The organism is Microbacterium sp. cx-59, assembly GCF_020805625.1.
Lineage (GTDB): Bacteria > Actinomycetota > Actinomycetes > Actinomycetales > Microbacteriaceae > Microbacterium.
In genome coordinates this window covers 177,705-203,172 of record NZ_JAJHGO010000003.1, presented here as the reverse complement: position 1 = coordinate 203,172, position 25,468 = coordinate 177,705, and the positions used below count along the sequence as shown (strand labels likewise).

Annotated in this window: 25 protein-coding genes and 4 tRNA genes; 7 read left to right on the top strand and 22 right to left on the bottom strand. The window is 67.6% G+C overall.

Translation table 11 applies throughout. From position 1 onward, the window contains the following. The first annotated feature begins 85 nt into the window (after positions 1-85). The gene (locus LMI96_RS03405; protein WP_228360484.1) at positions 86-628 is read left to right on the top strand and encodes a type IV toxin-antitoxin system AbiEi family antitoxin; all 543 of its coding nucleotides are present in this window, start codon (positions 86-88) and stop codon (positions 626-628) included. Here the strand turns inward: LMI96_RS03405 and LMI96_RS03400 are convergent. From LMI96_RS03400 to pdxS, 10 genes are all read right to left on the bottom strand, one after another. Then, entirely contained in the window at positions 615-2,867 is a 2,253-nt protein-coding gene (locus tag LMI96_RS03400) for a bifunctional (p)ppGpp synthetase/guanosine-3',5'-bis(diphosphate) 3'-pyrophosphohydrolase (protein WP_228360483.1), read from the bottom strand. The two genes, LMI96_RS03405 and LMI96_RS03400, sit on opposite strands and share 14 nt — an antisense overlap. Positions 2,868-2,932: 65 nt before the next feature. Continuing rightward, positions 2,933-3,922 (bottom strand): protein translocase subunit SecF, encoded by a 990-nt coding sequence (gene secF, locus LMI96_RS03395; RefSeq protein ID WP_223721195.1) that lies wholly within the window; start codon positions 3,920-3,922, stop codon positions 2,933-2,935. Then, complete coding sequence (gene secD, locus LMI96_RS03390; protein WP_228360482.1) at positions 3,922-5,673, bottom strand: protein translocase subunit SecD; 1,752 nt, start codon at positions 5,671-5,673, stop codon at positions 3,922-3,924. Before secD ends, secF begins: the two co-directional genes overlap by 1 nt. A gap of 39 nt (positions 5,674-5,712) precedes the next feature. Next, positions 5,713-6,168: a preprotein translocase subunit YajC gene (yajC, locus tag LMI96_RS03385; protein WP_223721193.1), complete on the bottom strand. Its 456-nt coding sequence runs from the start codon at positions 6,166-6,168 to the stop codon at positions 5,713-5,715. A gap of 79 nt (positions 6,169-6,247) precedes the next feature. After that, on the bottom strand, positions 6,248-7,276 hold the full coding sequence (gene ruvB, locus LMI96_RS03380; protein WP_228360481.1) for a Holliday junction branch migration DNA helicase RuvB: 1,029 nt from the start codon (positions 7,274-7,276) through the stop codon (positions 6,248-6,250). Next, positions 7,269-7,889 carry a Holliday junction branch migration protein RuvA gene (gene ruvA / locus LMI96_RS03375; RefSeq protein WP_228360480.1) on the bottom strand — a complete coding sequence of 207 codons (621 nt, stop codon included), beginning with the start codon at positions 7,887-7,889 and terminating at the stop codon, positions 7,269-7,271. Before ruvA ends, ruvB begins: the two co-directional genes overlap by 8 nt. Before the next feature lie 44 nt (positions 7,890-7,933). Beyond that, a complete protein-coding gene (gene ruvC, locus LMI96_RS03370) occupies positions 7,934-8,515 on the bottom strand; it encodes a crossover junction endodeoxyribonuclease RuvC (protein WP_223721190.1) in 582 nt (193 codons plus the stop codon). Between the two features lie 48 nt (positions 8,516-8,563). Next, positions 8,564-9,322 (bottom strand): YebC/PmpR family DNA-binding transcriptional regulator, encoded by a 759-nt coding sequence (locus tag LMI96_RS03365; protein ID WP_228360479.1) that lies wholly within the window; start codon positions 9,320-9,322, stop codon positions 8,564-8,566. A 41-nt stretch (positions 9,323-9,363) separates the two neighbouring features. After that, the gene (pdxT, locus tag LMI96_RS03360; RefSeq protein WP_228360478.1) at positions 9,364-9,966 is read right to left on the bottom strand and encodes a pyridoxal 5'-phosphate synthase glutaminase subunit PdxT; all 603 of its coding nucleotides are present in this window, start codon (positions 9,964-9,966) and stop codon (positions 9,364-9,366) included. After that, complete coding sequence (gene pdxS, locus LMI96_RS03355; protein ID WP_228360477.1) at positions 9,956-10,846, bottom strand: pyridoxal 5'-phosphate synthase lyase subunit PdxS; 891 nt, start codon at positions 10,844-10,846, stop codon at positions 9,956-9,958. The genes pdxT and pdxS overlap by 11 nt, the downstream gene beginning before the upstream one ends. A gap of 89 nt (positions 10,847-10,935) precedes the next feature. Between pdxS and LMI96_RS03350 the strand changes: the two genes are divergently transcribed. Together LMI96_RS03350 and pdxY are read left to right on the top strand one after the other, a co-directional pair. Then, a complete protein-coding gene (locus LMI96_RS03350) occupies positions 10,936-12,282 on the top strand; it encodes an aminotransferase class I/II-fold pyridoxal phosphate-dependent enzyme (protein WP_228360476.1) in 1,347 nt (448 codons plus the stop codon). A gap of 7 nt (positions 12,283-12,289) precedes the next feature. Next, the gene (gene pdxY, locus LMI96_RS03345; protein WP_228360475.1) at positions 12,290-13,141 is read left to right on the top strand and encodes a pyridoxal kinase PdxY; all 852 of its coding nucleotides are present in this window, start codon (positions 12,290-12,292) and stop codon (positions 13,139-13,141) included. Between the two features lie 15 nt (positions 13,142-13,156). On the opposite strand, the gene LMI96_RS03340 is transcribed toward pdxY, so the two are convergent. The 3 genes from LMI96_RS03340 to thrS form a co-directional block, all read right to left on the bottom strand. Next, entirely contained in the window at positions 13,157-13,720 is a 564-nt protein-coding gene (locus LMI96_RS03340) for a hypothetical protein (RefSeq protein WP_228360474.1), read from the bottom strand. A gap of 80 nt (positions 13,721-13,800) precedes the next feature. Further along, positions 13,801-14,361, bottom strand: a complete 561-nt coding sequence (locus LMI96_RS03335; protein WP_228360473.1) for an HIT domain-containing protein — start codon at positions 14,359-14,361, stop codon at positions 13,801-13,803. Then, positions 14,358-16,361, bottom strand: coding sequence for a threonine--tRNA ligase (thrS, locus tag LMI96_RS03330; protein ID WP_228360472.1), 2,004 nt, complete (start codon positions 16,359-16,361; stop codon positions 14,358-14,360). The genes LMI96_RS03335 and thrS overlap by 4 nt, the downstream gene beginning before the upstream one ends. A gap of 312 nt (positions 16,362-16,673) precedes the next feature. On the opposite strand from thrS, the gene LMI96_RS03325 reads away from it, so the two are divergent. Further along, positions 16,674-17,825 (top strand): SLC13 family permease, encoded by a 1,152-nt coding sequence (locus LMI96_RS03325; protein WP_228360471.1) that lies wholly within the window; start codon positions 16,674-16,676, stop codon positions 17,823-17,825. Positions 17,826-17,849: 24 nt separating this feature from the next. Here the strand turns inward: LMI96_RS03325 and LMI96_RS03320 are convergent, their stop codons facing one another. The 6 genes from LMI96_RS03320 to LMI96_RS03295 form a co-directional block, all read right to left on the bottom strand. Continuing rightward, positions 17,850-18,239, bottom strand: coding sequence for an ester cyclase (locus LMI96_RS03320; protein WP_228360470.1), 390 nt, complete (start codon positions 18,237-18,239; stop codon positions 17,850-17,852). A gap of 59 nt (positions 18,240-18,298) precedes the next feature. After that, entirely contained in the window at positions 18,299-19,438 is a 1,140-nt protein-coding gene (locus LMI96_RS16280) for a helix-turn-helix domain-containing protein (RefSeq protein WP_228360469.1), read from the bottom strand. 22 nt (positions 19,439-19,460) lie between these two features. Beyond that, positions 19,461-20,174 carry an alpha/beta fold hydrolase gene (locus LMI96_RS03310; RefSeq protein WP_228360468.1) on the bottom strand — a complete coding sequence of 238 codons (714 nt, stop codon included), beginning with the start codon at positions 20,172-20,174 and terminating at the stop codon, positions 19,461-19,463. A gap of 318 nt (positions 20,175-20,492) precedes the next feature. Next, positions 20,493-20,567, bottom strand: a tRNA-Val gene (locus LMI96_RS03305). A 25-nt stretch (positions 20,568-20,592) separates the two neighbouring features. Then, positions 20,593-20,666 (bottom strand) — tRNA-Cys (locus tag LMI96_RS03300). 53 nt (positions 20,667-20,719) lie between these two features. Beyond that, positions 20,720-20,792: transfer RNA gene (locus LMI96_RS03295), tRNA-Gly, on the bottom strand. Positions 20,793-20,949: 157 nt separating this feature from the next. On the opposite strand from LMI96_RS03295, the gene LMI96_RS03290 reads away from it, so the two are divergent. Then, a tRNA-Val gene (locus LMI96_RS03290) sits at positions 20,950-21,025 on the top strand. Positions 21,026-21,080: 55 nt separating this feature from the next. On the opposite strand, the gene LMI96_RS03285 is transcribed toward LMI96_RS03290, so the two are convergent. Continuing rightward, positions 21,081-21,923: a site-specific integrase gene (locus LMI96_RS03285; protein WP_228360467.1), complete on the bottom strand. Its 843-nt coding sequence runs from the start codon at positions 21,921-21,923 to the stop codon at positions 21,081-21,083. Between LMI96_RS03285 and LMI96_RS03280 the strand changes: the two genes are divergently transcribed. Beyond that, entirely contained in the window at positions 21,894-22,499 is a 606-nt protein-coding gene (locus tag LMI96_RS03280; protein WP_228360466.1) for a hypothetical protein, read from the top strand. The genes LMI96_RS03285 and LMI96_RS03280 overlap by 30 nt on opposite strands. Before the next feature lie 154 nt (positions 22,500-22,653). Here the strand turns inward: LMI96_RS03280 and LMI96_RS03275 are convergent, their stop codons facing one another. Beyond that, positions 22,654-22,875, bottom strand: a complete 222-nt coding sequence (locus LMI96_RS03275; protein ID WP_228360465.1) for a hypothetical protein — start codon at positions 22,873-22,875, stop codon at positions 22,654-22,656. A 376-nt stretch (positions 22,876-23,251) separates the two neighbouring features. On the opposite strand from LMI96_RS03275, the gene LMI96_RS03270 reads away from it, so the two are divergent. Then, positions 23,252-24,334: a P63C domain-containing protein gene (locus tag LMI96_RS03270; protein ID WP_228360464.1), complete on the top strand. Its 1,083-nt coding sequence runs from the start codon at positions 23,252-23,254 to the stop codon at positions 24,332-24,334. A gap of 737 nt (positions 24,335-25,071) precedes the next feature. Here LMI96_RS03270 and LMI96_RS03265 read toward each other — a convergent pair. After that, positions 25,072-25,404 carry an ATP-dependent DNA ligase gene (locus LMI96_RS03265; RefSeq protein WP_223721179.1) on the bottom strand — a complete coding sequence of 111 codons (333 nt, stop codon included), beginning with the start codon at positions 25,402-25,404 and terminating at the stop codon, positions 25,072-25,074. Positions 25,405-25,468 lie beyond the last annotated feature (64 nt).

The window sequence follows — 25,468 nt, the reverse complement described above, 5'->3', positions numbered from 1 at the left end:
CCCCCCGGTTTTCTGTCACCGGGGGTCTGCCCACGGGGCGCCCGCCCCCCCCCGAAGAGAGGGCGTCGCGGGCGACACTGGTGCCATGACGTCGTTGTTCGTGTACTTCCCCGGAGAGCGGCTGAGCTCGGCCGAACTCAGCGCGGCCTGCCTCGACGGGCACCTGGTCGAGCTCGGCGAAGGGTACGTGCCCGCCGACACCGTGGAAACGTCGTGGCTGCGCGCGGCGTCGCTCCGCGCGATCGCCGGAACCGAGCTCGCGGCGATCCTGACGAGTGCGGCGTGGGTGCACGGCGCTCTCGCGGATCCTCCCGCGCGGCACCGGCTGCAACGCGCCAGTCCGCAGCGGATCCACGAGCCCATCGGCCGCCGATTCGTCTACCGCGATCCGCAGCTTCCGGCGGGCGACATCGTCCGGATCGCCGAGGTCGCGGTGACGACGCCGGCACGGACGGTCGCCGACCTCGCCCGCAGCGCGACGCCCGCCGACCTGGCGGCGCTCCAAGGTTTCGTCGATACCGACCCGCAGGTTTTGGCGGACGGATGCGGACTGCTGCGCACCTCGACCCGGATGCCGCACAAGCGAGCCGCGATCGAGATCCTCGAGGATCTGATCAGGACGACGTGAACCGGTAGACGTCGTAGACGGCGTCGATTCGACGGACCGCGTTGAGCACCCTGTCCAGGTGCACGGTGTCGCCCATCTCGAACACGAACTTGCTGATCGCCAACCGATCGTTCGAGGTCGACACCGTCGCGGAGAGGATATTGACGTGATGCTCGCTGAGCACTCGGGTCACGTCGCTCAGAAGTCCGGAACGGTCGAGCGCTTCCACCTGGATCTGCACGAGGAACACGCTCTTGGTCGTCGGCGCCCAGTCGACGTCGATCACCCGGTCGGGCTCGTTCATGAGCGACTTCACGTTGGTGCAATCGCTGCGGTGGACGGACACACCGCTCCCGCGCGTCACGAAGCCGACGATCTCATCGCCCGGAACCGGCGTGCAGCACTTCGCGAGCTTTACCAGGATGTCGGGCGCACCGCGCACGAGCACTCCCGAATCGCCGTCGCGCGGCGCGCCGCCGCGCCCGATGTGCGGAATATCGATCGGACCGGTCGTGGTGTCCTGATCGGCGACGAGCGACGTCACCTTCTCGATCACGGACTGCGTCGAGACATGGCCTTCGCCGACCGCGGCGTAGAGCGCGGAGACGTCTTCGTAGCGCAGCAGCTGCGCGACCTGAGAGAAGGAATCCTGGCTCATCAACCGCTGAAGCGGCAGGTTCTGTCGACGCATGGCACGGGCGATCGACTCGCGGCCCTGTTCGATCGCCTCTTCGCGTCGCTCCTTGGTGAACCACCCGCGGATCTTGTTGCGCGCGCGGGTGCTCTTGACGAAGCCGAGCCAGTCCTGGCTGGGCCCCGCATCCGGATTCTTCGAGGTGAAGACCTCGACGACGTCACCGGACTGCAATTCCGACTCGAGCGGGATCAGTCGGCCGTTCACCTTCGCGCCCATCGTGCGATGGCCGATCTCGGTGTGCACGGCGTACGCGAAGTCGACCGGCGTGGCTCCCGCGGGAAGACCGATCACGCGCCCCTTCGGGGTGAAGACGTAGACCTCTTTCGCGCCGATCTCGAAGCGCAGCGAATCGAGGAACTCCCCCGGGTCGGCCGTTTCGGCCTGCCAGTCGGAGATGTGCGCCAGCCACGCCATGTCGGTGTCGGAGGACTTGGGATCGACACTCCGACCCGTCATCCGCTCCTTGTACTTCCAGTGCGCGGCGACACCGAACTCGGCCTGCTGGTGCATCTCGTTGGTGCGGATCTGGATCTCGACGGTGCGCCCGCCGGGGCCGATCACGGTCGTGTGCAGCGACTGGTAGAGGTTGAACTTCGGTGTGGCGATGTAGTCCTTGAACCGGCCCGGGATCGGTGTCCAGCGGGCGTGCAGAGCCCCGAGCACCGCGTAGCAGTCGCGCACCGTGCCCACGATGACCCGGATGCCGATGAGGTCGTAGATGTCGTCGAACTCGCGGCCTCGGACCACCATCTTCTGGTAGACGGAGTAGAGCTGCTTCGGACGCCCGGCGATGCGGCCGCGGATGCGGAGCTCCCGCAGGTCTTCTTCGACCGACTGGATGACGTTCTGCACGTACTGTTCGCGCTGCGGCGTGCGCTGCTTCACCAGACTGTCGATCTCGACGTACAGCTTCGGGTGGAGCACGGCGAACGAGAGATCTTCGAGTTCGGATTTGATGGCCTGGATGCCGAGCCGGTGCGCGAGGGGCGCGTAGATCTCGAGCGTTTCGGTGGCCTTCTTCGCGGCCTTCTCGGGCGGGACGAAACCCCAGGTGCGGGCGTTGTGCAGCCGATCCGCGAGCTTGATCAGGAGCACGCGGATGTCGCGCGACATCGCGACGATCATCTTGCGAACGGTCTCGGCCTGCGCGCTCTCGCCGTACTTGACCTTGTCGAGTTTCGTGACGCCGTCGACCAGCATCGCGACTTCGTCGCCGAACTCGGCGCTCAGCGTGCCGAGTTCGTACCCGGTGTCTTCGACCGTGTCGTGCAGGAGGGCCGCGGCGATGGCCTTCGGGCCGAGCCCCAGGTCAGCGAGGATCTGGGCGACCGCGAGCGGATGCGTGATGTACGGCTCGCCGCTCTGCCGCTTCTGCCCGTCATGGGCCTTCTCGGCGACCGCGTACGCGCGCTCGATGATCGCGATATCGCCCTTCGGATGGTGCGTCCGCACCGTCCGCACGAGCTTCTCGACGTCATCGCGACGCGCCGCACGCGAGAAGATCCGAGGGATCAGACGTCGCAGCGACGAGGGCTGCGTGCCGGGAGGAACGGTCTCCGCCATGCTCGAATCACCACCCTCCGCCGGATCGAATCATCCTACGCCGCCGCAGAGTGCCATCGACCCGCTCAGGCCGGGACGCCCGCGCGCTCGCGCGCCTCGAGGACGCGCGCGTCGTTGGCCTTCACCCGCGGCTCGCCCTCGCGGAAGAGCGCGTAGAGCGGGGCGGCGACGAAGACCGTCGAGTACGCGGCGACGATCGTGCCCACGAAGATCGACAGCGAGATGTCGGTCAGCGTCTGCGCGCCCAGCCAGAATGCGCCGATGAACAGGATCGCTCCGGTCGGCAGGATCGCCACGACGGTGGTGTTGATCGAGCGGATCAGGGTCTGGTTGACCGCGAGGTTGACGGACTCACCGAATGTCCGCGACGAGATCTCGCCGTCTTCGCGCGTGTTCTCCCTGATCTTGTCGAACACCACGGTCGTGTCGTACAGCGAGTACGACAGGATCGTCAGGAAGCCGATCACGGCCGCCGGCGAGATCGGGAAGCCGCAGAGCGCGTACACGCCGACCGTGATGATCAGCACGTCCACGACCCCGACGACAGCCGCCGCCGACATCTTCCAGGTCCGGAAGTAGAGCGCGAGGATGAGGAAGGTCAGGGCGAGGAAGATCGCGAGGCCCCAGAGCGACTGCCGGGTCACATCGGCACCCCAGCTGGGTCCGATGAACGACGACGTCACTTCGCTGGAATCGACGCCGTACGCCTCCGCCAGCGCGGCCGAGACGGCCTGCGTCTCCTCGGGCGTCATCTGGTCGGTCTGGATACGGACCGCATCCGACCCGACCGTGGAGACCTTCGTCTCCGCGTTCGCCACGACGCTTTCGACGGCGTCGCTCGCGATCGCCTGATCGGGCGAGGACACGCCGGTGACCGTGAACTGCGAACCGCCGGTGAACTCGATCGAGAACTGGACGGGACGAAACAGCGGCACAAGCGCCGAACCGATGACGAGCAGCGCCGCGATGGTGAACCACAGCCGCCGACGCGGGATGAACGGGAAGGAGGACTTCCCCGAGTAGAGGTCGTTGCCGAGCTGGCCCATGGAGCGCATCAGTCGCGTCCCGCCTTCGCGTCGTTCGAGGGTTTCGAGGCCTCGGTGGTGGATGCGCTCGAGCCGCTCTCGAGGGCCCGTTTACGCTCGGCGATCGTCTGCCGGCGCTCCGCTTCGCCACGCGAGCGCGCGGTGCGGCCCTTCACGGCGGCCGCGGGAGCGCGGAACTGCGCCCGACCGCGGTACACCGCGCCGAGAGCCGTCGGGTCGAGGCCGGAGAGCGGGTGTCCGCCGCCGAAGAACCGCGTGCGGGCGAGCAGCTGCATCACGGGGTGGGTGAACAGGATGAAGATGACGATGTCGATCACGGTCGTGAGACCCAGCGTGAACGCGAAGCCCTTCACCGTGGCGTCGGCGAGGATGTAAAGCACCACGGCCGCGAGGATGTTGATCGACTTCGAGATGTAGATCGTGCGCTTCGCGCGGTTCCAGCCGTCTTCCACCGCCGAGGTGATCGACTTGCCGTCGCGCATCTCGTCTCGTATTCGCTCGAAGTAGACGATGAACGAGTCCGCGGTGAAGCCGATCGTGACGATCACCCCCGCGACTCCGGCGAGCGAGAGACGGAAGCCCATCCGCCACGCCAGGATGCAGAGCGCGATGTAGGTCAGAACACCCATGACGAGGAGCGAGGCGATGATGACGGTGCCGAGCGCGCGGTAGACCACGAGCGAGTAGATCGCGACGAGCGCGAGCCCGATGAGGCCGGCGATCACACCGATCATCAGCTGCTGGGAGCCGAGCGTCGCCGAGATCGTGTCGGAGCTCTGCACCGAGAAGCTGAGCGGCAGGGCGCCGTACTTCAACTGGTCGGCCAGGGTCTGCGCCGTCTCCTGCGTGAAGCTGCCGGTGATCTGCGGCTTGCCGTCGGTGATGATGGCGTTCATCGACGGAGCGGAGAGCACGTCGCCGTCGAGCACGAAGGCGAACTGGTTCAGCGGCGAGGTGAGCGGGTAGATCCGCTGGCTGATCGTCGCGAACTGCTCCGTGCCCTGGTCGTTGAAGACGATGTTGATCGCCCACGCACCCGAGGTCTGCACCACTCCGGCGCTGGCGTCGGAGATCGAGTCGCCGTCGAGCTCGACCGGCCCGAGGATGTACTTCGCCGAACCCGTGGCATCGCAGGTGATGAGGGGCTGGTCCGCCGGCTCGTTGGCCGGATCGTTCGCCGGATCATCGCAGTTGTAGGCCTGGAACTGCGCCTGCAGCGCGGGCGTGATCCAGCTGACGTCGCTTCCGCTCGTGGGGCTCGCCGTCGGGGTCGAAGGCAGAGCCGGGTCGGCGGTCGGGTACGGGGTCGCCGTTCCGTCTTCGCCGACGAAGGAGCCGCTGACCTCGCCCGACACGAAGAGCACCGCACGCAGCTGCAGCTGAGCCGCCGACTGGATGCGCTGACGCGTCTCCTCGTCGGCTTCGCCAGGAATCTGCACGACGATGTTCGTGCCGCCCTCGGTCGTGACGTCGGCCTCGCCGACGCCCGTGGCGTCGATGCGCTGGCGCATGATCGTCACGGCCTGGTTCATCTGCTCCGTGCTCGGGGCAGCGCCATCCGCGGTCTGCGCCTGCAGGATGATCTGCGTACCGCCCTGGAGGTCGAGCGCGAGCTCGGGGATCCAGGAGCTCGCCGGTTCACCGGCAGACGTCTTGAAGGCGTAGACGCCGAGGGCGTTGATTCCGAACAGGATCGCGGTGATCGCCAAGAGGCCGATCAGGGCGCGCCAGGCATGCCGGACAGGGGTGGGTGTCGCCACGGACAGTCAGCTTTCTCGTGGTGCAGCGGGGACGAAGACTCAGGCCTCGGGCTTGTTCTTCTTGTCAGGGTCCGCGTCGTCGGTGTGCGCCGAGTACTTGTGGTCGTCGCTGATCGAGGTGATGTCACCGTCGGCGACGCCCGCGATGTACTCGGCTTCGCTGGTCTCGGCCTCGATGAACTCGTCTTCGGTCACGACGCCCTCGGTCGGGTCGACCACGCGGAGGATCGCCTGGCTGTGCACCTTGATCTCCACGCCCGGCGCGATGGAGACGATCGCGGGCTGGTCGAGGTTCTCGCCGTCGTACTCCACGATCGTGCCGTAGAGGCCGCCCTGCAGCAGAACCTCGGCGCCCGGAACGGTCTGAGCGGACTTCGCCTCCTGCTCGGCCTTCGCCTTCTGCATCCGTCGACGGGAGCTGTAGAACATGAAGACGAGCAGGATGACCAGAAGGATGATCAGGCCGTAGTTGGCAAAGAAGTTCGCGAAATCCATGGGAAGGTCGGGGCCTTTCAGGGGCAGCGTCCACGAGGGCGGCGCTGATCAGGTGTAGTGCGGCGAAAGCCTCCGCCGATTATAGGTCATCGATCGGAAGCGTCCCCGACGAGTGCGGCACGCGAAGGTGGGCATAGGCCTCGGGGGTGGCGACGCGTCCGCGCGGGGTGCGACTCATGAAGCCGATCCGCACGAGGTAGGGCTCCACGACGGACTCGATCGTGTCGGCCTCCTCACCGACGGCGACAGCCAGCGAGCCAAGGCCCACCGGTCCGCCGCGGAATCGGCGGATGAGCGCATCGAGGACGGCGCGATCCAGGCGGTCGAGCCCGATCACATCGACGTCGTAGAGGTCGAGTGCCGCGTCGACGGCAGCCATATCGCCGGCGGCGATATCGGCGTGGACGATCAGGTAGTCGCGTACGCGGCGCAGTAGGCGGTTCGCGATACGCGGGGTGCCGCGGGAGCGCCGGGAGATCTCGGCGCGGGCCGTGCCCGGGATGCCGACGCCGAGCATGACCGCCGATCGTTCGATCACCCGCTCGAGTTCTTCGGGTTCGTAGTACTCGAGGTGGGCCGTGAACCCGAAGCGATCGCGCAGCGGGTTCGGCAGCAGACCGGACCGCGTGGTGGCCCCCACCAGCGTGAACGGGGCGAGATCGAGCGGGATGCTGGTGGCGCCCGCCCCTTTGCCGACCATGATGTCGATGCGGAAGTCTTCCATCGCGAGATAGAGCATCTCTTCCGCGGATCGCGCCATCCGGTGGATCTCGTCGATGAAGAGCACCTCCCCCGGAGTCAGCGACGACAGCAGGGCGGCGAGATCGCCGGCGTGCTGGATGGCGGGACCGCTGGAGAGCCGCAGTGCTCGGCCGCTTTCGTGCGCGACGATCATCGCGAGCGTGGTCTTGCCGAGTCCGGGCGGACCGGAGAGCAGGATGTGGTCGGGCGGACGCTGCTGGATGCGGGCCGCATCCAGCAGGAGCTGCAGCTGCGCGCGAACCTTCTGCTGGCCGACGAACTCGGCGAGAGATGACGGGCGCAGAGCCCCCTCGATCGCGAGTTCCGAATCCTCCGCCGGGGCCGCAGCGTCACGGAGCTCATCCACGGGACACCTCCGTGCGGGCGGGCCCGAGTTCCGCGAGGGCGCGGCGGAGGAGTGCCGCCACGGTCCGCTCCTGCGGATCGGCGCTCGCCACGACATCATCCGCGGTCTCGGCGGCGACCCGCTCCGTCCAGCCGAGACCGACGAGGGCCTGCGCCACCTGGGCGGCGAGGTCCGGGGCCGCGTGCGCGCGACCGCTCGTCGAGGTCGGAGTGGGCGGGGCGAGCTTGCCGGCGAGCTGCACGACGATGAGCTTCGCGGTCTTGGGACCGATGCCGGAGACCTTGCGGAAGGGGGCGTCGGCCTCGTCGGCGACGGCCTGCGCGATCTGCTCGATGCTGAGGTCGGCGAGCACCCCGAGCGCGGACTTCGGACCGACGCCCGATACGGCGAGCAGAGCCACGAACACGGAAAGCTCTTCCCGCGAGGGGAAGCCGACGAGCGAGAGCGCGTCTTCTCGGACGATCAGGTGCGTGTACAGCAGGAGTTCGTCACCGAGGTGCGCCGCCCGGGAGACATCGGGCGTCACGGCCACGGCGTATCCGACTCCGGATACCTCGAGCACGACCGCATCGAGGCCGAGATGGACGACGGTGCCGCGCAGCGAAGCGATCATTCGACCAGCCTAAGCGGGTTCGCATGTTTGTTCGATCGACACGCTCAGCGTCGCGTGGATCGCTCGGCGCGCTGCCACGCCCGTTGCGCCGGTGTCAGCGCGGCGTCGTCCGCACCCGGGCCGACGCCCGCTCCGCGGTTCGCTCCGCCCCGCCACGCGTGACACAGCGCGAGGGCGAGGGCGTCCGCCGCATCCGCGGGCTGAGGGAGGGCGTCGAGGCGCAGGATGCGGGCGACCATGGTCTGCACCTGCAGCTTGTCGGCGGCACCGTATCCGGTCACGGCCGCTTTCACCTCGCTGGGGGTGTGGGTCGCCGCGCCCAGTCCGTTCTCGGCCGCCACGAGCAGCGCGATGCCGCTCGCCTGCGCGGTGCCCATCACCGTGCTCCGGTTGTGCTGCGCGAAGACGCGCTCCACGGCGATCACGGCCGGTCCGAATTCGCGGACCGCCGCACGGAGGCCCTCCGCAATGATGTGCAGCCGCTCGGCGATGGGCAGTTCCGCGCCCGACCGCACGACGCCCACGTGCACGAGACGCGCGCTGCGGTCGGGTGCCACGTCGACCACACCCACACCGCATCGGGTGAGGCCGGGGTCGACGCCCATGACACGCAGCACAGAGCTCATCTCGACCACGCTAAGCGCAGCCCGGCGTCTCGGCCGTTGCGGCGCGCCTTACTCGTCGTTCTCGAGTTCGGCTTGCACCTCGGGGGTCAGGTCGAAGTTGCTGAAGACGTTCTGCACGTCGTCGCTGTCTTCGAGCGCGTCGATGAGCCGGAACACCTTGCGGGCGGTGTCGGCATCCACCTCGATCTTCAAGCTCGGAACGAACTCGACGTCGGCCGACTCGTAGTCGAGCCCCGCACCCTGGAGCGCAGAACGGACCGCGACGAGGTCGGAGGCCTCGGTCACGACCTCGAAGCCCTGGGCGTGCGCCTCGATCTCCTCCGCGCCCGCCTCCAGAGCGGCGAGCATCACGTCGTCTTCGTTCGCACCCTCGCCGGAGACGACGATCACGCCCTTGCGGGCGAAGTTGTACGCGACCGACCCCGGGTCGGCGAGAGTGCCACCGTTGCGCGACAGCGCCGTGCGCACCTCGGCCGCTGCACGGTTCTTGTTGTCCGTCAGACACTCGATCATGAGGGCGACGCCGTTCGGGCCGTAGCCTTCGTAGACGATCGTGGTGTACTCGACGGCCTCGCCGCCGATTCCCGCGCCGCGCTTGATCGCGCGGTCGATGTTGTCGTTCGGCACCGAGGTCTTCTTCGCCTTCTGTACGGCGTCGTACAGGGTCGGGTTACCCGACAGGTCGGCGCCGCCCATCTTCGCGGCGACCTCGATGTTCTTGATCAGCTTGGCGAACGATTTCGCGCGACGGCTGTCGATGACAGCCTTCTTGTGCTTCGTCGTCGCCCACTTGGAATGCCCGGACATGAATCTCCCGTGTTCAGCGGCTGGAAAGTCCGTGGTCGATTCTAGTTCAGTCGCGCGCGGACCATCTCGAGCAGGCGTTCGTGGAAGCGCGTCTCGCCCGTGACCTCCGGATGAAAGGCCGTGCCGAGCACGTTGCCCTGTGCCACCGCGACCACACGGCCATCCGCCAGCGAGGCCAGCGCGCGTGCCGCCGGTCCCACGCTCTCCACGAGCGGAGCACGGATGAAGACGGCGTGCACCGGAGGATCGCCGAGCTCCGGCACGTCCAGGTCTGTCTCGAAGGACTCCACCTGGGCGCCGAAGGCGTTTCGTCGCACGACGACGTCGAGGCCGCCGAAGCTCTGCTGCCCCTCGATGCCGTCGGCGATGGAGTCCGCGAGCATGATGAGCCCGGCACACGTTCCGTAGACCGGGAGACCGTCGGCGATCGCCGCGCGGACGGGCTCCGCCATCCCGAAGCTGCGGGCGAGCTTGTCGATCACGCTGGACTCGCCGCCGGGGATGATCAGCCCGTCCACCGTGCGGAGCTCGTCGGGACGGCGGATGCGGACGGCCTCCGCGCCGAGCGATTCCAGCACGTTCACGTGCTCGCGGACGTCACCCTGCAGGGCGAGGACTCCGACGCGGGGCGGCTTACCAGCCACGCTCGGCGAGCCGGTGCGGGGCGGGCAGGTCGCTCACGTTGATGCCGACCATGGCCTCACCCAGTCCGCGCGACACCTCAGCGACGACCTTCGGGTCGTCGAAGAACGTCGTCGCCTTCACGATCGCAGCGGCGCGCTCGGCGGGGTTGCCGGACTTGAAGATGCCCGATCCGACGAAGACGCCGTCCGCACCCAGCTGCATCATCAGCGCGGCATCGGCGGGCGTCGCGACGCCGCCGGCCACGAACATGACCACGGGCAGCGTGCCGGTTTCGGCGATCTCCGCGACGAGTTCGTAGGGCGCCTGCAGTTCTTTGGCGGCGACGTACAGCTCGTCCTTCGACATCGAACGCAGCACGTTGATCTCGCTCCGGATCTTGCGGATGTGCTTCATCGCCTCCGACACGTCACCGGTACCGGCTTCACCCTTGGACCGGATCATGGCCGCGCCCTCGTTGATGCGACGCAGCGCTTCGCCGAGGTTCGTCGCGCCGCACACGAAGGGAACGGTGAACTTCCACTTGTCGATGTGGTTGACGTAGTCGGCGGGCGACAGCACTTCGGATTCGTCGATGTAGTCGACACCCAGCTCCTGCAGGATCTGGGCCTCCACGAAGTGTCCGATCCGCGCCTTGGCCATCACCGGAATCGACACCGTCTCGATGATGCTGTCGATCATGTCCGGGTCGCTCATCCGCGAGACGCCGCCCTGTGCCCGGATGTCGGCGGGTACCCGCTCGAGCGCCATCACGGCGACCGCGCCGGCGTCCTCGGCGATGCGCGCCTGTTCGGCGGTCACGACGTCCATGATGACGCCGCCCTTCAGCATCTCTGCGAGTCCGCGCTTGACGCGCGTTGAGCCGGTGTCGCCTGTAGCCATGGTCGAATCCTTCTGCCGAAACGCGGTCGATCGACGGGCTCGATTGACCTAGGCCAAAAGGTAGCATGTCTGACACGTAGACTCCGCGTGTGACGACGACCGAGGGAACGAGCCGCATCCGGGGCGATTCCGCCGCCGAGATCGCCGACAGCATCCGGGATCTCGTCGAACGCGGCGCGTTCGGATCCGGCGACTCCCTCCCGCCCGTGCGCACGCTCGCCGACACCCTGCACGTCAACCGGAACACGATCGTCTCGGCGTACCGCCAACTCGCCGCGGCCGGCATCGTCGTGACCCGCGGCCGCGGCGGCACCCTGATCGCGCCGCGCTCCCCCGTCGCCCAGGAGGGCTTCGCGACCGGCACGGTGCTGCGCGACATCGGCACCGGCAACCCGGATCCGGCGCGCATCCCCGACGCATCCGCCGCGCTCGCCGGCGTCGTCGGTCGACCGGTGCTGTACGGCGAACCCGTCATCGACCGCGGGCTCGAGGCGTGGGCGACGGAGTGGATGCGCGCGGGTCTCGCCCCCGCGGATCGGATGCGCCTCACGATCACGAGCGGCGCCGTCGACGCCGTCGAGCGGCTTCTCGCGCAGGCTCTCACCCGCGATGATCCCGTCGCGCTCGAAGACCCGTGCTTCCTCGCCAGCATCCAGACCGTCCGGCTCGGGGGGTACCGCGCGGTTGCGGTGCCGGTCGATGACCAGGGCATGACGGTCGCCGGGGTGCAGGCGGCGCTCGAGGCCGGCGTCCGGGCGATCGTCTGCACACCGCGCGCCCAGAACCCGACCGGTGCGAGCCTGACGGCGGAGCGCGCGGCGCAGTTGCGAGCCGTGCTGGCGGACTACCCGTACGTCCTCATCATCGAAGACGATCACTTCTCCCTGCTGTCGTCGCAGCCGTTCCACTCGATCATCGGCGCCGACCATGCACGCTGGGCGCTCGTGCGGTCGGTGTCGAAGTTCTTCGGACCCGACATGTGCCTGGCGGTGACGGCATCCGATCCCGATACGGCGGGGCGACTCGCCATGCGGTTGAGCCCGGGCACCACGTGGGTCAGCCACCTTCTGCAGCGGCTCGTGCACGCCCTGGCGACGGATGCCGACGCGACGCGCACGGTGTCCGAGGCCGCTGCGCACTACGCCGCACGCAACGCGGCCTTCGCCCGGCTTCTCGTCGCACAGGGCGTGCCGGCGTCGGTCGGCGACGGCCTGAACCTGTGGGTGGAGCTGCCCGTTGCCGCGCGCGCGGTTTCGGCGCGGCTGATGCGCCGAGGGTGGCTCGCCCGCACCGGTGACGAGTTCGTGCTGTCGGATCCTGCCGCGAGCAGACGTCTGCGCCTCACCGTGCACGACCTGGATGACGCGGATGCGGAACGCCTGGCCGCCGATCTCGCGATCGCCGTCGGGGAGGCGACCGCCGCGGAAGTGGGATGATCGACGGGTGAAGATCCTCTCGATCCAGTCGGCGGTGGCGTACGGCCACGTCGGCAACTCGGCAGCCGTGTTCCCCCTGCAGCGCATCGGAGTCGAGGTGCTGCCCGTGTACACGGTGAACTTCTCCAACCACACCGGGTACGGCGCCTGGCGCGGACCGCTGATCGCCCCCGAGGACGTCGCCGCGGTGCTCCTCGGCATTGAGGAGCGCGGTGTCTTCGGCGAAATCGACGCGGTGCTGTCGGGCTATCAGGGCGGCGCCGGAATCGGCGACGTGATCATCGACGCCGTCGCGCGGGTCAAGGCCGCGAACCCGTCGGCGATCTACGCGTGCGATCCCGTGATGGGCAACGCGAAGTCCGGATGCTTCGTCGCACCGGCCATCCCCGAACTGCTCCGCGAACGCGTGGTTCCGGTGGCCGACATCATCACCCCGAACCAGTTCGAGCTCGGATTCCTCACCGGCACCTCGCCGGCCACGATCGAGGAGACCCTCGCGTCCGCCGACCTCGCCCGGGCGATGGGCCCTCGCACGGTGCTCGTGACGAGCGTCGAGCGCCCGGACCGGGAGGACGGCACGATCGAGATGATGGTCGTCGACGACCGCGGCGCGTGGATCGTGCAGACACCGCTCCTGCCGATGAAGGCGAACGGCTCCGGCGACGTGACGGCCGCCCTGTTCACCGCGCACTACGGCTCGACGGGCGATGCTGCGGACGCGCTCGCTCGCACCACGTCGAGCGTCTACGACCTGCTCGCGAAGACGCACGAGTCCGAAGAACGCGAGCTGCAGCTGATCGAGTCGCAGGAGTTCTACGCTCACCCGCGCATGCAGTTCACCGTGCGTCAGGTGCGCTGACGCGGCATCCGTCGTTCAGAAGCCGGCTTCGCCGGCGGCGGCCTGCCACTGGGGCGCGTCGTCGGGGCAGAGGAACCCGGTGCCGTAGATCATGATGCTGACGACACCGGCCTGAGCTGCCGCATCCTCGCCGGCGAGGGCGGAGATCAGCGGAGACGTCGCGACGTGCGACTGGAAGGTGTTCACGTCGACCGTGTGCGAGTTGAGAATCGACGTCTCGCACGCGTCGAGACCCAGCGCGAGCGTGATGCTCTCGAGTTCAGTCGACCAGGTGACCCCCTGCGACTCGACGTACGCACGTTGGTTGGCGACGAGTTCTTTCTGCGCCTCGGTGCGTGCCACGAGCGTGCTCTCGCCGGGTAGCTGCTGCTGAGCGGCGAAGAATTCGTCACGTTCCGCGAGCGCATCGCCCACGTCGCCCGCGCCGCTGTCCGTGCTCGATGACGCAGACGGCGTGGGCGTGGAACTCGGCGAGGCCTGCGCATCGGGGGCGGCGGCGGGAAGGAGCGAGCATCCGCTGAGCAGAAGGAGAGAGGTCAGCGCGAGCGGGATCGCGATGCGGGTGTGTCGAGCGGTCATGGTGTCCCCCTGGGCCATCGTTCGGTCCTGCCACGCTACGACGGCGGTGCGCGGCCGAACGGCCCTTGCGGAGCGACGGCTCAGTGTGCGGACCAGGCGTCTGCCACCGCGATGCGCACGTCGCCCAGGAGCTGCGGCAATGCCTTCGTCTTGGCGATGATCGGGAAGAAGTTCGCGTCCGTCGCCCAGCGGGGTACGACGTGCTGATGCAGGTGTCCGGCGACTCCCGCGCCGGCGACGGCGCCCTGATTCATGCCGATGTTGAAGCCGTCGCAACGCGACACGGCGCGCAGTACGCGCATGGCCGTCTGGGTGAGCGCGCCGATCTCGGCGACCTCCGCCGGGGTCGCCTCGTCGTAGGTCGGAATGTGCCGGTACGGGCAGACGAGCAGATGACCGGAGTTGTAGGGGAAGAGATTCAGCAGCACGTAGGCATGTTCGCCGCGGTGCACGATCAGCGCGTCTTCGTCGGTCTTCTCCGGTGCGGCGCAGAACGGGCACTCCTCGACCAGTGGCTGCGGGCCCGCTTGGATGTACGCCATCCGGTGCGGCGTCCAGAGCCGCTGGAACTCGTCGGGCACTCCGGCGAACTCGGATGCGGCGGCCAGCACCGCATCCGAGTCACCGGAATCGGTCGTCACGCGAGGTCCTCCGCGGTGTTGACGAGAGTCTTCTGAGCGATCGCCCCGAGGATGCGTTCGATCGCATCCTCGACCGGGATGCCGTTGGTCTGCGTGCCGTCGCGGAACCGGAACGAAACCGTCCCGCCGGAGCGGTCCTGCTCGCCCGCGATCAACTGCAGCGGCACCTTCTGGGTGGTGTGCGTGCGGATCTTCTTCTGCATCCGGTCGTCGGAGTGATCGACCTCGGCCCGCACGCCCTGAGCGCGAAGACGCTGCACGATCTCGTCGAGGTAGTCGCCGAAGTCGGCCGCGACGGGAATCGCGACGACCTGCACGGGCGCCAGCCACACCGGGAACGCGCCCGCGTAGTGCTCGAGCAGGATCGCGAAGAATCGCTCGATCGAGCCGAAGAGCGCACGGTGGATCATGATCGGGCGGTGCTTCTCACCATCCGGACCCGTGTACTCGAGGTCGAAGCGCTCGGGAAGGTTGACGTCCACCTGGACGGTGGAGAGCTGCCAGGTGCGGCCGATCGCGTCCTTGGTCTTGAGGTCGATCTTGGGGCCGTAGAACGCCGCCTCGCCGGGAACCTCGGTCACTTTCAGACCGCTCGCGTGCGCCACGTTCCGGAGCGCGTTCGTGGAGTAGTCCCAGAACTCGTCGCTGCCGATCCACTTGGACTTCTCGTCGTCGCGCATCGAGAGCTCGAGCTCGAAGTCCTCGAGACCGAAGTCTCGGAGCATCGAGATCACGAACTCGAGCACGCGAGTCGTCTCCGCCTCGAGCTGGTCGGGGGTGACAAACAGGTGCGAATCGTCCTGCGTGAAGCCGCGCACGCGAGTGAGACCGTGGAGCGCGCCGGAGAGCTCGTTGCGGTAGACCGTGCCGTTCTCGGCGAGTCGCATCGGCAGGTCGCGGTAGCTGCGCGCCCGCTCCTTGTAGATGAGGATGTGCATCGGGCAGTTCATCGGCTTCAGGTAGTAGTCCTGACCGGCCTTGGTGACGTTGCCGTCCGCGTCCCACTCCTCGTCCATGCGGATCGGGGGGAACATGCCCTCGCGGTAGGTGACGAGGTGGTTCGACTGGAGGAAGAGATCTTCCTTCGAGATGTGCGGCGTGTAGACGTAGGTGTACCCGCCCTCGACGTGCCGGCGCCGCGCATGCTGCTCCATTTCGCCGCGGACGACACCGCCCTTGGGGTGCCAGACGCTGAGCCCCGAACCGATCTCGTCGGGGAAGGAGAAGAGATCGAGCTCCTTGCCGAGCTTGCGGTGGTCGCGCTTTCCGGCTTCCTCGAGACGCTGCTGGTAGGCACGCAGTTCGTCCTTGGTTGGCCACGCCGTGCCGTAGATGCGCTGCAGCTGCGGGTTCTTCTCGCTGCCGCGCCAGTAGGCTCCCGCGATCCGCTGCAGATCCCAGCCGTTGCCGAGCGTGCGGGTGCTCGGCACATGCGGTCCGCGGCACAGATCACGCCACGCCACGGTGCCGTCGCGGGTGACGTTGTCGTAGATCGTCAACTCGCCCGCACCGACCTCGACGGAGGCGCCGTCGGTCTTGTCGGCGCCGCCCTTGAGGCCGATGAGTTCGAGCTTGAACGGTTCGTCGGCGAGTTCGGCGGTGGCCTCTTCGTCGGTGACGACGCGGCGGACGAAGCGCTGCCCTTCGCGGACGATGCGCTCCATCTCCTTCTTGATGGCTTTGACGTCTTCGGGGGTGAAGGGCGTGTCGGTGCCGAAGTCGTAGTAAAAGCCGTCGGTGATCGGCGGGCCGATGCCGAGGTTCGTCTGCGGCTTGATGCGCTGTACCGCCTGCGCGAGCACATGCGCGGCGGAGTGGCGGAGGATGCTGAGGCCGTCCGGTGAATCGATCGTGACGGGCTCGACGGCATCATCGGCCGTCACGGTCGTCGCGAGGTCTTTGAGCTCGCCGTTCACCCGCAGGGCGACGACCGAGCGGTCGGAGAAGAGGGCGAAGCCGTCGGCCGGGTACGCGACCTCGGCGGGGGTCAGATCAGTCACGAATACACTCCTGGTGGTCCTCTCCAGGCTACCGGTCGCCCGTGCCGCCTTCGTCGCTTCCCCCGTCTGGCTCACGTGTCGCAATCCGCCGCCCCGCCCCGCCGATTCCGCCACGTGAGCGGGATGGGGATCGGCTCACGTCTGCGCGGTCCGCCGATTCGCTCACGTGTCGCAATCCGCCGCCCCGCCCCGCGCATTGCGTCACGTGAGCGGAAAGGCGATCGGTTCACGTGTCGCAACACGCCGGGGCCGACGACAGATTGCGTCACGTGAACGGCGGGAGTTCGGGCACGCAGGCCGCATGATGGACCAGTGAAACTGGCGATCGTCGGATGCTGCCTCGTCGCTGTGGCCGTCATCGCGCTGCTGGTCGGCGCGATGCCGTGGAGCGAAGTTGCGACGATCGCCGACCGGGTGTGGCCGATCCTCGCCTTCGTCGTCGCCGTCACGGTCGTCGCGGAACTAGCCGCACGCGCGGGGGTGTTCGATGTTGTCGCGGGCCTGCTCGCACGCCTGGCTCGCGGGCGCACGATGGTGCTGTGGCTGTTCGTCGTGTTGCTGGCGGTGCTGGCGACGGCGTTCCTCTCCCTCGACACGACGGCGGTCCTGCTCACCCCGGTCGTCGTCGCGGTCGCTCGCGCCAACGGGCTCCCGCCGCTGCCGTTCGCGTTCGCGACGGTCTGGTTGGCGAACACCGCATCCCTCGTGCTCCCCGTCTCGAACCTCACGAACCTGCTCGCCTCGGAGCGGCTGACGGATGCGGGCACGGCAGGATTCGTCAGCATCATGGCCGCGCCGGCCGCGGTGGCGATCCTGGTGACGGTGGTGATCCTGTGGCTGCGGTACCGGACCCGGCTGCGCGGCACCTTCGATCCGGCGCCGCTCCCCCGAATCGCCGACCGCCCCTTGTTCACGGTGGCCGCCGTCGTGGTCGGGGTGATGATGCCACTTCTCGTGTCGGGCGTCGAGCCGTGGATTCCCGCATCCGGGGCCGCGGTTGTTCTGCTCGTCGTCTTCGTGTGGCGTTCGCCCCGGACGATCCGCGTCACGCTCGTGCCGTGGTCGCTGCTCGTCTTCGCTTCCGGACTCTTCCTCGTCGCGGGCGTCGCGGAATCGTCCGGACTGCTCGATGTCGTGGCCGGATGGCTGGGCTCCGGAGACGATCTGTTCTCGCTCTGGGGCGTGGCCGGCGCGGGCGCCATTGGGGCGAACCTGGTGAACAACCTGCCGGCGTATCTCGCGCTCGAGCCGGCCGCATCCGGTGCGCCCGAACGCCTCGCGGCGCTTCTGGTGGGGGTGAACGCCGGACCGTTGATCACCCCGTGGGCATCACTCGCGACGCTGCTGTGGTATCAGCGGTTGAGCGCGGACGGGATCGAGGTGCCGTGGCGGCGCTTCATCCTGTGGGGTGCGCTCGCGACGCCCTTCGTCGTGCTGCTCGCCGTCGTACCGCTCGCGCGGTAGCCGTCCGGGCCGGGCATCTGCGGATCATCCGCTCAACTGAGCCAGGAGCTCCGAGGCGTCGGACCCGGAGAACTCGGTGATGCGGCCGGCCGTCACCCGGTACATCGCGAACTCGGCGACGTTCGCATGCCTCCGGGTGGGCGCGATCCCCCGGAAGGCGCCCAGGTGGGTTCCGCTCCCCCTCAGGTGAGCGGCAACCCGATCCTCTTCGACGATCAACTGGATGCGGCGCCACCGCCAGTCGGGGAAGGCGGCGAAGAGCTCGGCGAGATCGTCGATCCAGGCATCCGCGCCCGCGGGCCGATGCGCCCGTCGGACGGTTGCGTCGAGGAAGGCGCGGATGGCGTCGAGATCGTGCCGGTTGGACGCCTCGAGGAAGTCGGCGTACCACTCGCGCAGTTCCCAGGGCTCCACGATTCCATTATCCGAGCCGAACGACGAGCGGAGGCGCAGCCCTCACATCGTCGTCGGCCTCACCGCAACACCCGCTGCTCGGCGAAGCGATGCAGTTTCAAGCACAGGTGGAGTGTGCTGCGGGACAGACCGTCATCCAGCGCGTTCTTCACGAGAGCCGGGAGCCGATCCAGGCGGTAGTAGAGGCTCGTGCGATGCAGGTGCAGTCGGGCGCATGCGCGCCGCGCGTTGCCGCCCTCGTCGAGGTAGACCTCGACCGGCTCACGTGCGGTTTCGTTCCCCTCGCGGACGAGCAACGAGGCGGCCGCGGAGAACGACGGCACATCGTCGGCGTCGTCTCTCGTGCGGTGCAGGAAGGCCCAGGGACCGATGTCGGTGATGTCGGCCTGCGGCCCGAGAGTCGGCATCCGGGACACGATGTCCGCTGCGCGCGCCGCACGGTCGGCGGCGGGCAAGGCGGACTCGGCATCCGGATCGATGGCGGAGAGCCCCATTCCGAGAACGTCCGTGCCGTCGCGTGCAGCCGCGTGCCGGAGGCTCCGTGCCGTATCCCGCGCCGCGGCCGTCGCCGCGAGCACGAACAGCATGCTCGCGTTCGCACCGAGGAACGTCGACCCGGCGACACGTGCCCCGAGGCGGACGCCGAGAGAGGCGCGTTCGACGCCGTTGGCAGGGTCGGGAACGCCGGCGGCGATCACCGTCAGTCCGTCGCGAGGGTGGATCCATCCTCGCGACGATGCCTCCGCGAACGCCCGACGGGCCTGCGGAGCATCGGAGGAGAGGAGCTGCGACATCGTCGAGCGCCGGTCAGCGCCGAAGACGTCGTCGGTCGGCACCGAGAGCGTCTCCGCCATCAGTTCCGCGGCTGTGTCGATGGCGGCGAGGTCACGACCGGACAGGGGCGGCATGCCGCCGGTTATGAGCCACAGCGTCGCCGTGCGCCGACCGCCGCGTTCGATGGGCACGGCGAGGCGTTCGCGACCGCCGAACGGCTCGAGGGAGATCGTCAGCGGCCGATGGACGTCGGCCAGAGCGAGCCGATCGAGGTGCGTACGCACGTCGCGCGGCGTGTACCGCTTCAGAAGCGCATCGGTCCGGATGTCGTCGATGTCGTCGTACTGCACGCTCCAGGCGAGCGGCCGATGCGCGAGGTCGCCGACCAGCACGGAGCGCGCGAGGGTCGCGGCGAGCTGATCCACGAGCGTGCCCAGGTTCGTGACATCAGGCGAGGTGATCTAGCGCCTCCAGGATGAGGGTCGCGACGGCATCCGGATGCGAGACCATCGACGAGTGCAAGGCGCCGTCGATCACGTGGGTTCTCCGGGATCCGGCGCGGTCGGCCATGAACGTCAGGGCCTCGACGGGGATGTTCTTGTCTCCCGTGCCGAAGACGAACCACGACGGCAGGGTCCTCCACGCGGGTGTCTCGGCGGCGAGAGGCTCGCCGAGTGCGGCATCGCGGATCGGGCGTTGGGTGATCGCGGAGACGCGGGCGAGATCCAGAGGCACATCGGCGGCGAACTGGTCGGGGTACAGCTCTCGATCGACGACCAGATCGTTCGTGCCGTCCCCGAGCGGGTAGGGGCGTACACGGTCGCCCAGGGTGCTGCCCGGGAACTGCCCGGTCAGTTCGAGCGCCGTCTCCCCGTGGTCCGGGGCGAACGCCGAGACGTAGACGAGCCCTTTGACGTGCTCGTCGCCCGCGGCAGCCTGCGTGATCACCGAGCCCCCGTAGGAATGTCCGACGAGGAGGACGGGTGTACCCAGCGAGGCAACCGCACTCCGCACGTTCTCCGCGTCGGTCACGACGCTGCGAAGCGGGTTGGGCGTGGCGATGACCGCCACACCGGCTTCCTGGAGAACGGAGATCACGCCGCTCCAACTTGCCGACTCGGCGAAGGCGCCGTGGACGAGGACGACGGTGATGTTCGACATGAGGTATTCCCCTTCAGCGGTGGTGCACGGCTCGCGCGGGCGGGTGCTCGCACGGTGGTCATCGCGTCAGAGGAACTCGAGTGAACCGAGCTCAGCTCGGTTCGGCCATAGCTTCACCGTACGTTCGGCGCGGAGCAACACGCCCGGATCGTCGTCGAATCAGCATCGAGCGCGGGAGTCAGCGCAGGACATCCGTGCGAGGCTGCCCACATCGCAGTACGGCGGGTTCGACACCACCCCAGGCGCCCACTTGTCCCACGCCAACGAGCTTCGTCTTACATGCAAAGCAAAAACCCCCGATCTCTCGGGGGCTTTAGGTGGTGCGCGATACTGGGATCGAACCAGTGACCTCTTCCGTGTCAGGGAAGCGCGCTACCGCTGCGCCAATCGCGCCTATACAGGCTGTTCTATTGTGGAGTGGAGGTGGCGACGGGATTCGAACCCGTGTAAACGGCTTTGCAGGCCGGTGCCTAGCCGCTCGGCCACGCCACCATGTGGTTCGACCCACGTGTCGTGATTCTCTCTAGAGAGAACCCCCGCACTCGAGCGGATGACGAGACTCGAACTCGCGACCCCAACCTTGGCAAGGTTGTGCGCTACCAACTGCGCTACATCCGCGTGCTTTCCGATCGCTCGGGCACTCGCATTACATTAGCCCAATCCCAGACCGACGCAAAACCAGAATCGCCCCGCGCGTGTCTCACAGAGGTCCCCGCACGTGCACGGCACCGCTGCCCGCATCCGGTATGCTCGGTTACCGGCCCACGTGGCCGATGGGCGATTGGCGCAGTTGGTAGCGCGCTTCCTTCACACGGAAGAGGTCGTCGGTTCGAGTCCGGCATCGCCCACCAGAAAAGGCCCGGATCGCGCGAAAGTAGCGTGACTCCGGGCCTCTCTCGTTGCCGATTACACCGATTGTGTGTGCGGTGTGTGGGACGAGGCCCTCGGAATCATCGAAGCGACCCGTTCTGCATGCACGCGATCAGCGTCACCGACGCGCGAGACGTACAGGTCAGCGGTGATGCGACTGGTCGAGTGCCCGAGCCTCTTTGACAGCTGCGTGACGTCTCCCCCGCCGGCGATCCAGAGCGACGCGTGCTCGTGGCGGGCAACGTGCAACGTGATCTTCGGGAGCCCCGCGCGCTTGCGCAGCGTCTCGAACAAACGAGTTGCGTAATCCGGCTTCACAGGCTCGCCATTCTCCATAGTGAAGACGTAGCCGCTGTCCACCCACGCTTCCGCCCAGAGTGCGCGATCGGCTCTCTGTCGCAGTTGCCACGACAGCAGGGCGCCGATCGCCGCGTCTTCGAGTGTCACCGTCCTCTCGCCGCTGTCGGTCTTCGGCTTTGAGCTCACGATGCCCGTGGTCGCCTGCACGCGGGTGTGCTCGACGCGTAGCGTGCGGGACGCCATGTCGACCGCGTCCCAGCGGAGGCCCATGAGCTCGCCGCGTCGCATGCCGGTGAGGAACGCGACCTCGTACAGGGCGCCGAGCCGGTGCTGCACCGCGACGTCAAGGAACTGTCCGACCTGCTCGCCGCTCCAAGGCTCGAATCGCTTGGGCTTCTCGGCCTCGAGCGGGATGCGCAGCGCGGGGTTCACGTCCACGACGCCATCCAGGAGCGCGGACGAGAACGCCGCCCGCAGGACGACCAGGATCTTGTGTCGAGTGCTGACGCCGCGCCCTTTGTCGGCGAGCTCGTCAAAGAACGCGACGATATGGTACCGGCGGATGTCGCTGATGCGCATGATCCCGTCGTTCCATCGAGCGTCGCCGACATCGAGGGAGGAGGCGGAAACGGCGTACTCGAGGTCCACGACATCGCAGTGCTTTCGCAGGCCGTTGGGGTTCCGGTTGCTGACCTCACGGGCGTCGCTGACGCGCTGAACGAGGACGGCGCCTGGTACCTCCCTTGGCCGAGTACTCGAGCGATCGCGGCAGACCTCGCCAGACGCCACCCCGGCGCGACGCTCGAGGCCGTGCGGAGAGAAACCGCGAGATGGCGCGCCCGAGCGCTGCGGCACATCGCGGTGAGCCGGAACCACTGGAGCGCGCCGACACACGATCGCGTACTCGAGCTCGACGAGGAGCTCATCGGGATAGACGCTCCCGATCACGCCAAGCGCCACGCGATCATCCGGCTATGGGCAGGGGCGGGTGAGCCAACACTTGCCGAGCAGCTGGAGACTCTGCACCGTTCCTTCGACACGCTCTCGTCCATCGCAGCCGCGGCCGCCCTAAAGCTACAGAAACTCCGGACTAACAGAGCGCGCCGGGTTGCGACCGAGCTTGAGGAAGCTGCGCTCTTGCCGCAGCGCGATTAGTGCCGGCCGAGTACCGCGCGAAACTGTCTAGCGGGTGCTCTCGGTCGTTGCCTCAGGGCCTGAGCCGCAAAGCGCCTCTGGGTGTTCGTCCAGCCACGCGCCAAAGATCTGCTCGTACGCGGCCGCGAGGCACTCTTCGTACGTCGGCACGGCATCAGTCCGTGCTGCTCTTGACCACGTCTCCGCGCGCGGCAGCGGTGGCCAACTTCAGGCCGTACGCGAGCGACTCAATGGCGGTCGCCAATTCGTGCTGGGGACCGTTCCGCCCTTCGAGCATGTTCATAGCTCGACGAGCAGCCTGCTCCGCCGTGAAGAAGCTGGACTGGGCGTGCTCGAGTGCCTCGGCGTGCGTCATGCGGTCCGGGGTTTCAGTCATGACCGCACTGTATCCAACCGAGATCCGGCCTTCGACTGCTGCACGCATGCGTCCGACCCAAAGAGACCGCGACGAGAGTCGAGGTGCTCGCACTCCGCTGGACATCCCGGGCCGTCGGCATCCAGTTCGACGTCGCGGGCAAGCCGATGCGGACATGGGTGTGGGCGTCCGCCGTCGAAGCTCGTTCGAAGGAGTGAGACTGAAAGAACTGCCTCGCTGCGTGCTTAGCATGCATGCTGCGAGCATCGGCGCGCAAGGTTGGCCGATCATTGGTGCCATTGCGCGTAATTGCGCGGCGCGTCCCGGCGCGCGAGTGTCGGGGTAATCATGCATAATGGTGCGTGCTTGCTCAGTAAGCATCCCGACAAGGAGACCCATGAACGAACTCGAAGAGCCCGAGGAAGACAGCCCCACGCTGTTCGATGCCAGTGAAGGCGGGCGGGCACGAGCCCGCAAGCTGAGCCCCGAGCGCAGGCGCGAGATCGCGCAGCGCGCGGCTGAATCCCGCTGGGACAGCACTATCCCACGAGCCGCCTACACGGGCGCGATCGTGATCGGCGATAGGCGCATCGAATGTGCGGTGCTGCCCGATGGCACCCGCGTACTTTCTCAGGGGACGGTGATGGCCGCGCTTGATCGCGCCACCCGTAGCGGTGTGCGCCGTAGCGACGCACCAAGACGCGCCCCATTCCTCAGCGCGAACAACCTCGACGAGTTCATCCCTGATGGCCTCAGCACAGACCTAGAGCCGATCCGGTACCGCCTCCCGAATCAGCAGTTCATTTCCACCGGGTATCGGGCCGAGACGCTCCCCAAAGTTCTCGAGGTGTATCTCTCGGCGCGCCAGGCGGGGAAGCTTCAGGAGAGTCAGCAGGGTGCGGCCCAGGCTGCGGAGATGCTCATGCGCGCACTCGCGCAGGTCGGAATCACGGCGCTCGTGGACGAGGCGACTGGATACCAGGAAGTTCGTGCGCGCGACGAGCTTCAGCAGTTGCTCTCGAAATATGTGACAGAGACGTTCCGACGCTGGGTTTCTGTCTTCCCCAACGAGTTCTTCCGCGAGCTCTACCGCCTGTACGGATGGGACTACAAGGAGGGGAAGACCAAGCATCCCCAGTACATCGGCAAGTTCATCAACGAACACATCTACAAGCAGCTGCCCGAGGGCGTTCACGCTGAGCTCGAGCGCCTGAACCCGCGAGGCGCTTCTGGCCATCGGTCGCGTAAACACCACCAGCACCTCACGGTCGACACCGGAATCGAGCATCTCGATAAGCAGATCGTCACCGTCGTGACGTTGCTGCAGGTGAGCGAAGACATCGATCAGTTCCGATCGCTGTTTGATCGGCGGTTCCCCGCAGCGCCGAACCGCCAGGTGCTGCGCGTGACAGAGACCGCCGAGCAAGGGTTCTTGACAGACTTCATCGACGACTGGCTCGACGAGGACAAGAACAACTGACAGACACGACTAGAACGCCCTCGGCTGCCTCTCGCGAGGTGGCCGGGGGCGTTCTAGTCCAGCGTCAGTATCAGAGTCCGTGACGTTCCATGAGGAACACCTCGACGGCGTCTCGGTTCGCGGTGCTGAGTGCGGGATAGCGAATCATCGCTCGGGCCGGCTATCGCGGCCCGGCCGTCGTAGTGTCGCTCTGACCTGAGCCAGGTCGCCGATATATGCACGTGCGTGTGTGCGGACCACACAGCAGCGGACGGAGTAGACGGTTTCGATCGCCCTGGTCGGATCCCGGATTGCGGCAAACCCGTGGACTAGGCGGAACATATGGAACCAAACGGAACGCCTGTAGTTCCTTCACACGGAAGAGGTCGTCGGTTCGAGTCCGGCATCGCCCACCAGAAAAGGCCCGGATCGCGAAGAACACGCGCGATCCGGGCCTTTCGCATTCCCTCCGCATCCGCAACTCGCGTCGCGCGCTGATCCCGACAGATATGCGGCCGAAGCGAGGAGATCTGCCGACGCGAGGACCGGAACCTCGGATGCGGACCTCGCTCCGGCAGATCTCCTCGCTCCGGACGCTCGAAACCCCCGTGGCACACCAAACACCCCAAACCTGCCGCGGCACCCAAACCCGCCACCCGCCGAGCCACCACAAACCTGCCGCGGCGCCAGACACTTCACGCGCCGCGCCAAGAAACAGGCGCCCCGACAGCTTCCCGGGGAAGACGGACCGAGCCGCGCTAACCGAGGAGCACGCGTGCCTGCTCCGCCTCCACGGACTGCGGCTCGCTCACGACGTACAGTCCCCGCGGCGAGTCAGCCGTCGCGGTCAGCGCTTCGATCCACGCCCGGTTGATCTTCGGCTGGCGGCTGCCGTGGAACTTGAACGTCATCGTCGCCCCGGCGTGCATCCAGACCGCTGTGCGCCCGGAGCCGACGCTGGCGTCGTCGCGCCATGTGAAGTAGAACGGCTCGGATCGCCGGAGCTTCGTACCGATGACGATCTGCAGATGCGCCAGCAGACGATCGTCGAAGGTCGCGCTGATCTGGGTGTCGTAGGTGAACTTTCCCATCCGAACTTTCTGGTCGGCCGCTCGTGACGGCGCTTCAGGTGAATCAGTGCCGGGCCCGCCCCGG